The sequence below is a fragment of the Dolichospermum circinale AWQC131C genome (genome assembly GCF_000426905.1).
GTDB lineage: Bacteria > Cyanobacteriota > Cyanobacteriia > Cyanobacteriales > Nostocaceae > Dolichospermum > Dolichospermum circinale.
Genome location: NZ_KE384636.1, coordinates 12,315 through 22,015 on the forward strand (window position 1 = coordinate 12,315; position 9,701 = coordinate 22,015).

At 41.2% G+C, this 9,701-nt stretch carries 12 protein-coding genes and 1 pseudogene; 10 read left to right on the forward strand and 3 right to left on the reverse strand.

The features are described from left to right. The first annotated feature begins 233 nt into the window (after positions 1 to 233). Positions 234 to 1,412, forward strand: coding sequence for a class I SAM-dependent methyltransferase (locus ACIR131C_RS0117635; RefSeq protein ID WP_028091262.1), 1,179 nt, complete (start codon positions 234 to 236; stop codon positions 1,410 to 1,412). Here ACIR131C_RS0117635 and ACIR131C_RS26230 read toward each other — a convergent pair. Further along, positions 1,409 to 1,594 carry a hypothetical protein gene (locus tag ACIR131C_RS26230; protein WP_196811801.1) on the reverse strand — a complete coding sequence of 62 codons (186 nt, stop codon included), beginning with the start codon at positions 1,592 to 1,594 and terminating at the stop codon, positions 1,409 to 1,411. The genes ACIR131C_RS0117635 and ACIR131C_RS26230 overlap by 4 nt on opposite strands. Positions 1,595 to 1,744: 150 nt before the next feature. Next, on the reverse strand, positions 1,745 to 2,218 hold the full coding sequence (locus ACIR131C_RS0117645) for a hypothetical protein (RefSeq protein WP_028091264.1): 474 nt from the start codon (positions 2,216 to 2,218) through the stop codon (positions 1,745 to 1,747). A 303-nt stretch (positions 2,219 to 2,521) separates the two neighbouring features. Here ACIR131C_RS0117645 and ACIR131C_RS0117650 point away from each other — a divergent pair, with 303 nt between their 5' ends. The 9 genes from ACIR131C_RS0117650 (at position 2,522) to ACIR131C_RS23210 (ending at position 9,384) form a co-directional block, all read left to right on the forward strand. Beyond that, positions 2,522 to 2,983: an ATP synthase subunit I gene (locus ACIR131C_RS0117650; RefSeq protein WP_028091265.1), complete on the forward strand. Its 462-nt coding sequence runs from the start codon at positions 2,522 to 2,524 to the stop codon at positions 2,981 to 2,983. Positions 2,984 to 3,035: 52 nt separating this feature from the next. After that, on the forward strand, positions 3,036 to 3,791 hold the full coding sequence (gene atpB / locus ACIR131C_RS0117655) for a F0F1 ATP synthase subunit A (protein WP_028091266.1): 756 nt from the start codon (positions 3,036 to 3,038) through the stop codon (positions 3,789 to 3,791). Positions 3,792 to 3,983: 192 nt separating this feature from the next. Next, positions 3,984 to 4,229 (forward strand): ATP synthase F0 subunit C, encoded by a 246-nt coding sequence (gene atpE / locus ACIR131C_RS0117660; RefSeq protein WP_028084042.1) that lies wholly within the window; start codon positions 3,984 to 3,986, stop codon positions 4,227 to 4,229. Between the two features lie 144 nt (positions 4,230 to 4,373). After that, positions 4,374 to 4,865, forward strand: coding sequence for a F0F1 ATP synthase subunit B' (locus ACIR131C_RS0117665; RefSeq protein WP_028091267.1), 492 nt, complete (start codon positions 4,374 to 4,376; stop codon positions 4,863 to 4,865). A gap of 140 nt (positions 4,866 to 5,005) precedes the next feature. After that, a complete protein-coding gene (locus ACIR131C_RS0117670; RefSeq protein WP_028084040.1) occupies positions 5,006 to 5,569 on the forward strand; it encodes a F0F1 ATP synthase subunit B in 564 nt (187 codons plus the stop codon). After that, positions 5,566 to 6,120 carry an ATP synthase F1 subunit delta gene (atpH, locus tag ACIR131C_RS0117675; protein WP_028091268.1) on the forward strand — a complete coding sequence of 185 codons (555 nt, stop codon included), beginning with the start codon at positions 5,566 to 5,568 and terminating at the stop codon, positions 6,118 to 6,120. The genes ACIR131C_RS0117670 and atpH overlap by 4 nt, the downstream gene beginning before the upstream one ends. An 85-nt stretch (positions 6,121 to 6,205) precedes the next feature. Continuing rightward, complete coding sequence (gene atpA, locus ACIR131C_RS0117680) at positions 6,206 to 7,726, forward strand: F0F1 ATP synthase subunit alpha (RefSeq protein ID WP_028091269.1); 1,521 nt, start codon at positions 6,206 to 6,208, stop codon at positions 7,724 to 7,726. 164 nt (positions 7,727 to 7,890) lie between these two features. Further along, the gene (locus tag ACIR131C_RS0117685; protein WP_028091270.1) at positions 7,891 to 8,838 is read left to right on the forward strand and encodes a F0F1 ATP synthase subunit gamma; all 948 of its coding nucleotides are present in this window, start codon (positions 7,891 to 7,893) and stop codon (positions 8,836 to 8,838) included. Between the two features lie 216 nt (positions 8,839 to 9,054). After that, the gene (locus ACIR131C_RS23210) at positions 9,055 to 9,384 is read left to right on the forward strand and encodes a hypothetical protein (RefSeq protein WP_035372400.1); all 330 of its coding nucleotides are present in this window, start codon (positions 9,055 to 9,057) and stop codon (positions 9,382 to 9,384) included. A gap of 70 nt (positions 9,385 to 9,454) precedes the next feature. On the opposite strand, the pseudogene ACIR131C_RS26895 reads toward ACIR131C_RS23210, so the two are convergent. Next, a pseudogene (locus tag ACIR131C_RS26895) lies at positions 9,455 to 9,701 on the reverse strand (hypothetical protein); the annotation flags it as partial.

Consider the following 9,701-nt stretch of genomic DNA (forward strand, 5'->3'; position numbering starts at 1 on the left):
CGATGCACTGAGCTTGCCGAAGTGGACGGGGCTTGTATCCCAGATTTTTGGTCAATACTTTAGGACTTACCCACGAGTTACGGAATAAACAAAACACTCCAGGCACAGATATCAGAAATGGGGTTTAGGGAGGTATATTTGGCATAAATCCTCACAAGAAATAATACATTTGCCCAAAATCCCCCTATCCGTTAAAATCAGATAAAATCAGAAATGCTGCGTTATCCGTAATTATGTCCAACTCCCAAGTCAGTGCTGCTGTTGCGAAACTTTATGATACCTACCCTTTCCCTCCAGAACCCATTCTAGATCAACCACCACCAGGTTATAATTGGCGCTGGAATTGGTTAGCTGCTTACAACTTTTGTACCGGGAGAAAACCCGAAAATCAACATATCCGTATTTTAGATGCTGGTTGTGGTTCAGGGGTAGGAACAGAATATTTAGTACATCTTAACCCCCACGCACAGGTAGTAGGCATAGATTTAAGTGCGGGAACTTTAGAAGTAGCAAAAAAACGCTGTCAAAGCTCCGGTGCTGACCGTGTAGAATTTCATCATCTGAGTATCTATGATGTTGAACAGATACCAGGACAATTTGATCTAATTAATTGCGTTGGTGTGCTTCATCATTTACCCGATCCTATTCTTGGTATTCAAGCATTAGCGAAAAAACTCGCTCCTGGTGGATTAATGCACATCTTTGTCTATGGAGAAATAGGAAGATGGGAAATACAACTAATGCAACAAGCGATCGCACTTCTCCAAGGTAACAAACGCGGTGACTATCAAGATGGTGTTCACATTGGTAGAAAAATCTTTGCTTCTTTACCAGAAAATAACCGTATTGTCAAGCGCGAAAAAGAAAGATGGTCATTAGAAAATCAGCGGGATGAATGTTTTGCTGATATGTACGTACATCCCCAGGAAACTGACTACAATATTGATACATTATTTACATTAATAGACGCTTCCGGCTTAGACTTTGTAGGGTTCTCAAATCCTGGTTTTTGGCAATTAGAAAATTTGTTAGAAAAAGCACCGGAGTTAATTGAGCGAGCAGCAGAACTCACAGAACGTCAACGGTACAGATTAGTAGAATTATTGAATCCAGAAGTAGCACATTACGAATTTTTTCTCAGTCGTCCTCCCTTACCCAAAACCGACTGGTCAGCAGATAACAGATTATTAGCAGCTATTCCCGAACTTAACCCCTGCATAGATGGGTTTCCCAGTCAATGTATATTTAACTATGATTATCAAATTGTTAACTTATCACCAGCAGAATTAGAATTTATGCAAAACTGTGATAGTATATCTACCGTAGCCGAGATTTTAACCAAAGTCCAGTTTGGGTTAGATGGAGTGAGAAATCTTTGGAAACAACATCTTATTTTACTGACACCCGGTTAAGTAGAAGAAAACCAAATTTGGGGAAGTTCATCTACATCTTCCACCAAAAAATCTCGATAAACCCAGATTCGAGAAGCTTTGTAGAGATCACTAAGAATAGGTTTTAATACACCATTTTTATCCCAAGGTTGAAGATCAGAATCTAGTTCACAGTGGAGTGAATCGTCGAGGTATAGTTTCACGCGCTTCTGTTAGGCAGATAGCAGGTAGATATAACTCAAACTCTCCAGCTTCCGCTAGTGAAAGCAATTGAGATGCTTGTTGACTCTGTAAATGTGCAGGTGCAACAATATCTACCACCCAGTTTGTTTCCACAAAAACCGCTTGAGGTTTCATTTTACAACTTTACTCCACGCCCTAGCTCCACCAGCCCTGATTTCACCAAATCGCAGCAAATTGATTATCCGTCCGCCAAACAAATTTTTCAAATCATCTGGTAAACTGTCTACATTGGTTTGCAGTTTCAGTTTTTCTAACCATCGCTGAACTTGTGATTCAAACTCAAGATGAGGATTTCCCCTCCATTGCTCATCTGCTGGTGGTAAAAAAGAATGTGGCAGTGTAGCTTCACCAACTACATAAATTGATGAACCATGAGAGTCATCAAAAGAATCACGCAAAACAGTAACACGCTCTCCTGCTACCAGTAACCCAACTGAGCAACCAAAATCAATCATTGAGCGTTTAAGTCTATCCATAGCACTTTGACGGTGTATATTGATATCATTGAGTTTTACTTCAACAATCATCAAATATTCTCCATCTGGGCTAGTGACAATAATATCTGGATGTGATATTTTTTCCATAGCAATTCTGAAATAATAAACAAATGTGATGGTTCTGCCAGATTGACTAACATTGTAGCCCAATTAGAGCTAGACTTAAACAGAGTAAGACATCTCCTCAAACAACAACTAATCTTACTAACCCCCGCTTCATCAAAAAAAATCAGTACCCAGACAATGGTCTGACCACTGACAACTGACAACTGACCACTAACCAAAAATAAGTTAATTGTTTTTTTCTAAAGTATTGTTACCGCGACGTGATATGATTTGGCAGACTGGATGTGCGGTCATCATATTTAAACTGTACTAGTTTCAAATGCCGTGAGCTTGTCAGACGAACCAATTACGCCCACTCAGACAGGACAACAAGATGATAAATCTGGTTTTGAGGACACAAAACCAATAAATTCCTCCATGGGGGAGTTTTATCAACTCTATCGAGAGTTGATATTGATCACACTTGTTTTAACAGGGATAATCTTTATCTCCGTCTGGATTGCTTATTCACCAAACATTGCTCTAAATTATTTATTAGGGGCGTGTGCAGGTGTGCTTTACTTGAGAATGTTGGCGAAAGATGTTGAAAGGTTAGGAAGGGAAAAACAAGAACTGAGCAAAACTCGGTTAGCCTTGTTAGTAGTGCTGATTCTCCTGGCATCAAGGTTGAATCAACTGCATATACTACCCATATTCTTGGGATTTCTGACCTATAAAGCCACACTCATCATCTATGTAGTTAGGTTAGCGTTAATCTCTGACTCATCCACGCTCCGGCAACCTTAAAACGCTCCTCTTCTCCAGGTAAAATTGGAGAAACGATTGAATTGGAAAGAAAATGCTGAATTTTCTGAATGTCTACTCCCTTCCGCTTGCTGAATTGGAAGTGGGTAAACACCTGTACTGGCAAATAGGCAACTTGAAGCTACATGGTCAGGTGTTTCTCACATCTTGGTTTGTTATTGGCGTACTCGTCCTAGCTTCCGTCTTGGCCAGTAGTAACGTCAAAAGGATTCCTAGTGGCTTACAAAACTTGATGGAGTACGCCCTAGAATTTATTCGAGATTTGGCCAAAAACCAGATTGGCGAGAAAGAATATCGCCCCTGGGTGCCCTTCGTAGGCACTTTGTTTTTGTTCATTTTTGTGTCAAATTGGTCAGGGGCATTAGTTCCTTTTAAGTTAATTCATCTGCCAGAGGGCGAACTGACAGCACCCACAAGCGACATTAACACAACTGTTGCCTTAGCGTTGTTGACATCATTAGCGTATTTTTATGCAGGATTCAGCAAAAAGGGTTTGGGTTATTTCGGTAACTATGTGCAACCAGTTTCCTTCATGTTGCCATTCAAGATTATTGAAGATTTCACAAAACCCCTGTCCCTAAGCTTCCGTTTATTCGGTAACATCTTAGCTGATGAACTAGTCGTGGGAGTGCTGGTACTATTAGTACCCTTGTTCGTGCCTCTGCCAGTAATGGCTTTGGGACTATTTACCAGCGCCATTCAAGCACTAATTTTTGCCACCCTCGCAGCAGCCTATATTGGCGAAGCGATGGAAGATCATCATGGCGAAGAGCATGAGGGAGAACACTAAACCCCCTCAGATGAAAACAGTCAGCCATTAGGGGAAACAGGACACAGGTGACAGGTGACAGAGAATAGGTGACAGGTGACAGAAATTAATCATCTCAAAACCGACCACTAACAACTGACAACTAACAACTGACAACTGACAACTGACAAATACAACACCCAACCGTATCTCTAAAAGTAAGGAAAGAATATCATGAATCCATTAGTTGCTGCTGCTTCCGTTATCGCCGCTGCTCTAGCTGTAGGTTTAGCTGCAATCGGCCCCGGTATTGGTCAAGGTAATGCAGCAGGACAAGCTGTAGAAGGTATTGCTCGTCAACCAGAAGCTGAAGGCAAAATTCGCGGTACATTACTGTTAAGTTTGGCGTTCATGGAAGCTCTAACCATCTACGGTCTAGTAGTCGCTCTAGTGTTGCTGTTTGCTAACCCCTTCGCATAATCACAACTGAGTTCTGACTGCGGGCGTGAGCAATCACGTCTAAACAGAAAGTTATGAACTTATACTCATAACTGATGAAATGACTGGGACACGCAAGCTATCAGAACTCAGCATTAACATTAATGTAGATAGGAATAAGCAATCATGACACACTGGATCACCTTATTGGCCGTGGAAGAAGTTGCCAAAGAAGGGGGACTGTTTGATCTAGATGCTACTCTGCCCTTAATGGCAATCCAGTTTCTAGTATTAGCCCTGATATTGAATGCAACTCTTTACAAGCCCTTGGGTAATGCAATTGATGGCCGGAATGAATATATCCGTACCAATAATTTAGAAGCCCAAGAACGCTTATCAAAAGCCCAAGCATTAGCCCAGCAATACGAACAAGAGCTTGCTCAAAGCAGAAAACAAGCTCAAGCAATTGTTGCTCAAGCCCAAGCCGAAGCCCAAAAAATCGCTGCTCAAAACATCGCCGCAGCGCAACAAGAAGCCCAGGTACAGCGAGAAAAAGCAGCCAGTGAAATTGAGCAGCAAAAACAACAGGCTCTAGCTGCCTTGGAAACACAAGTAGATGCTCTCAGTCGTCAAATCCTGGAGAAGCTGTTAGGTGCTGATTTAGTAAATCGCCGCTAACTTGTGAAAACAGTCATGGGTCATGGGTGATTAGTAGTCATTAGTTATTGGTATTAAAAACAACTAACAAATGACGACTGACAACGGACAACTGACAAAAAATTTGGAAAATTGGCAGCGCAGTTAGTGGATAAAGAATCATGGGGACTTTTTTACTGTTGATGACGGAAGCCAGCGCCGTCGGAGGTGAATTGGCACTAAGCAAGGGAGAAAGTGGGTTTAGTCTAAATACGAATATTTTAGATACTAACCTGATTAACCTGGCTATTATTATTACTGTGTTGGTTGTATTTGGCAGCAAGGTTTTAGGTAGTACCTTAAAATCTCGCCGAGAAAATATTGAATCAGCAATTAAGAGTGCAGAGCAGAAGGTAGCAGAAACCGCAGCCAAATTGAAAGAGGCACAGCAAAAGCTGGAACTTGCTCAAGAAGAAGCTCAAAGAATCAAACAAACAGCCGAATTAAACGCCCAGAAGGCTAAAGATGCCATTTTAGCCCAATCCGCTGTAGATATTCAACGGATGCAGGAAGCAGGGGCGGCTGATTTGAATTCCGAACTAGAAAGAGTGATAACTCAACTAAGGCAAAAAGTAGTCTTACAAGCACTACAAAAAGTTGAAGGACAACTCAAAGCTGGTATTAGCGACGATGCTCAACAGGCTTTAATTGCCCGTAGTATCGCACAATTGGGAGGCGAGATATGAAAAGTAATGCAGCAGCAGCTGAAATATCCCAGCCTTATGCACAGGCACTATTGTCTATTGCTCAGTCTCAAAATTCAACAGAAGAAATTGGGACAGATGCAAAAACTTTTCTGGGTTTATTAACAGGTAGCCAAGAACTGAATAACTTTTTGGCCAATCCCTTTGTGAAACCAGAGAACAAAAAAAATCTGCTCAAACAATTATTTGGGGAAGGTGCAAACCCATACCTACGTAATTTTTTACTGCTATTAGTTGACAGAAGACGCATCGCCTTCAGTGAACCAATTTTACAGCAGTATCTAGCGCTATTACGGCAGTTAAATCAAACCGTATTGGCGGAAATTACTTCTGCTGTTCCTCTCACAGAAGGCCAACAGCAAGCAATTACAGAAAAGGTAATTACGTTTACCAAAGCTGCAAAAGTAGAATTAGCTACCAAAATAGACAGTGATTTAATTGGTGGTGTAATTATCAAAGTTGGTTCTCAAGTGATTGACGCTAGTTTGCGTGGTCAACTACGTCGTCTCTCTTTGCGTTTAAGCAGTAACTAAAAAGTTCTGATAAATGTCAGTAGTCATTGGTCAATAGCCAATCAAAACAACTGACAACTAACAACTAACAACTGACAACTGACAAATGAGCATTTCCATTAGACCAGACGAAATCAGCAGCATTATCCAACAACAAATCGAGCAATACGACCAAGAGGTTAAAGTTGCTAACGTTGGTACAGTGTTACAAGTGGGTGACGGGATTGCCCGGATTTATGGCTTAGAAAAAGCTATGGCCGGGGAACTCCTAGAATTTGAAGATGGCACCATTGGTATCGCACAAAACTTAGAAGAAGATAACGTTGGTGCGGTATTGATGGGTCAAGGTCGGGACATTCAAGAAGGTAGCTCCGTAACCGCTACCGGTAAAATCGCCCAAGTAGCTGTAGGTGAAGCTTTAATTGGTCGGGTTGTAGATGCTTTGGGTCGTCCCATTGATGGTAAAGGTGATCTCAAAACCACCGAAAGTCGGTTAATTGAATCCCCCGCCCCTGGTATTATCGCTCGTCGCTCCGTCCATGAACCGATGCAAACAGGGATCACCGCTATTGATTCCATGATTCCCGTCGGCCGTGGTCAACGGGAATTAATCATTGGTGACCGACAAACAGGGAAAACAGCGATCGCTATTGATACCATCATTAACCAAAAGGGTGAAGATGTTGTTTGCGTTTACGTAGCTGTCGGTCAAAAAGCTTCCACCGTTGCTAACGTAGTCCAAACTTTACAAGAAAAAGGCGCTATGGACTACACCGTAGTCGTAGCAGCTAACGCCAGTGACCCAGCTACTTTACAATACTTAGCTCCCTACACAGGCGCTAGTATTGCTGAGTATTTCATGTACAAAGGCAAAGCAACCTTAATTATTTACGATGACCTTTCCAAGCAAGCACAGGCCTATCGCCAAATGTCCTTGCTGTTACGTCGTCCACCCGGTCGGGAAGCTTATCCTGGAGATGTATTCTACATCCACTCCCGCTTGTTGGAACGCGCTGCTAAATTGAGCGACGAATTGGGTAAAGGTAGTATGACTGCTTTACCAATTATCGAAACCCAAGCTGGTGACGTATCCGCATATATTCCTACCAACGTAATTTCTATTACTGACGGTCAGATTTTCTTGTCTTCTGACTTGTTTAACTCTGGTATCCGTCCCGCTGTTAACCCCGGTATCTCTGTATCCCGTGTAGGTTCTGCGGCTCAAACCAAAGCCATGAAAAAAGTTGCTGGTAAAATCAAGCTGGAATTGGCTCAGTTTGACGATTTACAAGCTTTCGCTCAGTTCGCTTCTGATTTAGACAAAGCCACTCAAGATCAGTTGGCTCGTGGTGCGCGTTTACGGGAATTGTTAAAACAGCCTCAAAACGACCCTCTCTCCGTCGCTGAACAAGTAGCAGTTCTTTACGCTGGTATTAATGGTTATTTAGATGACATTGCAGTTAATCAAGTAACTACCTTTGTTAGAGGTTTACGTGATTACCTGAAGAATGTTAGTACTGCTTATTACCAAGGCGTACAAGGCACAAAAGTTCTCGGTGATGCAGAAGAAACTGCTTTGAAAGCAGCACTAACCGAGTTCAAAAAGACCTTCCAAGCAGCAGCGTAAAAATTTTGGATTTTGGATTTTGGATTTTGGATTACATAGACTTATCCCGAAATTAGATATCAGCCCCTAAAATAGGGGGATTTGATGTTTATTTGCAGATGAGTCTCATCTAAAATCCGAAATTCCGAATCTAAAATCTAAAATCTAAAATCTAAAATCGGATTATGGCTAATCTCAAATCAATACGCGATCGCATTCAGTCGGTCAAAAACACCAAGAAAATCACGGAAGCCATGCGACTGGTAGCAGCGGCCAGAGTCCGTCGCGCTCAAGAACAAGTAATTGCTACCCGTCCCTTTGCTGACCGTTTAGCACAAGTATTATTTGGCTTACAAACCAGACTGCGTTTTGAAGATGTGGACCTACCCCTACTCAAAAAACGCGAAGTTAAATCCGTAGGCTTATTGGTGATTGCAGGCGATCGGGGTTTATGTGGTGGTTACAATAGTAACGTCATCCGTCGCGCTGAAAATCGTGCCAAAGAACTTCAAGCTGAAGGTGTAAACTATACTTATGTTTTGGTTGGACGCAAAGCTACCCAATACTTTCAACGCCGGAATCAGCCTATAGATGCTACTTACAGCGGTTTAGAACAAATTCCCACCGCCGCTGAAGCAACAAATATCGCTGATGAACTACTTTCTCTATTCCTTTCCGAAAAAGTAGACCGGATTGAGCTAGTTTATACAAAATTTGTCTCATTGGTTAGTTCTCGTCCCGTAGTCCAAACCCTTCTCCCTTTGGATACCCAAGGTTTAGAAGCAGCGGATGATGAAATTTTCCGTTTAACTACCCGTGGTGGTCAATTCCAAGTAGAACGGGAAAAGGTAACTAGTACAGTTGCACCCTTACCCCGCGATATGATTTTTGAACAAGATCCAGTGCAAATCCTGGATTCTTTGCTACCTTTATATCTGAGTAATCAGCTATTACGGGCATTACAAGAATCAGCAGCTAGTGAACTAGCAGCACGGATGACAGCGATGAGTAACGCTAGTGATAACGCAGGTGAGTTGATTAAAACCTTGTCATTGTCTTACAACAAAGCTCGTCAAGCCGCAATTACCCAGGAACTACTGGAAGTTGTCGGTGGTGCAGAAGCGTTGACTTAATTTGGTCATTGGTGATTGGTAATTGGTATAGGGATTCTCCATTCAGTGAGATACAAGAACCCCACCCTCAACCCCCTCCCCGCTTGCGAGGAGGGGATTATAATGTATATCATGTAATTGCATCGCACTATATCAATCCTAATTGATACAAAGCCTTCAATTAAAGGGAGTTGCTGAATTGGGGTATGACATTTATTGGCATCGCTAAAACTAAGAATGCTCAGAATCGAATATAAGAAGATTTTTAATGAATTAGTATATGAAATAGATGATCCTAGTCCTTCTGATCATGGACGACTTACAAAATTTAAGATGGGATGGTTAAATGCAAAATCATCGAAAAAAACATATACAAATAAAACATTAAATAAGCGTCTGACATGGAATAATTTAGGATATCGTTTTGTCAAGGAATTAGTTGATTTAAATGATTCTTATATAGAAGAAATTTATAATTTTCTGGTGAATAAATATATAGTCAACCATAAAGTTAGCTTTGAAAATATAACCAAAGATACAATATTTTTTGCTGAAAATGAAATGTAACGCACCCTACAAACTAATAACCTACAAATAATAATCCTGTTTATTTGAGGTGGGGATTTTCAGGGTATTTTTATCTGACAATTACAATTTCAGCATCCCACCAATACTTTCCGTGACTTGTACGTAAGCCATAAGAGTAAGTAGATTTTAGGAGTTGGGATTTTTTACAAGAGTCTATTGTGATCTTAATTTTCAGGAAAAAAAATAGTATAATACCAATAATTTTTAAACCATCTGCTGACCAAAGAAAATGGTCTGACCATTTCTGTTTTCGAGGATTAAATATAGGAATTAAATCTCCAGTTTCCGGGTTAATA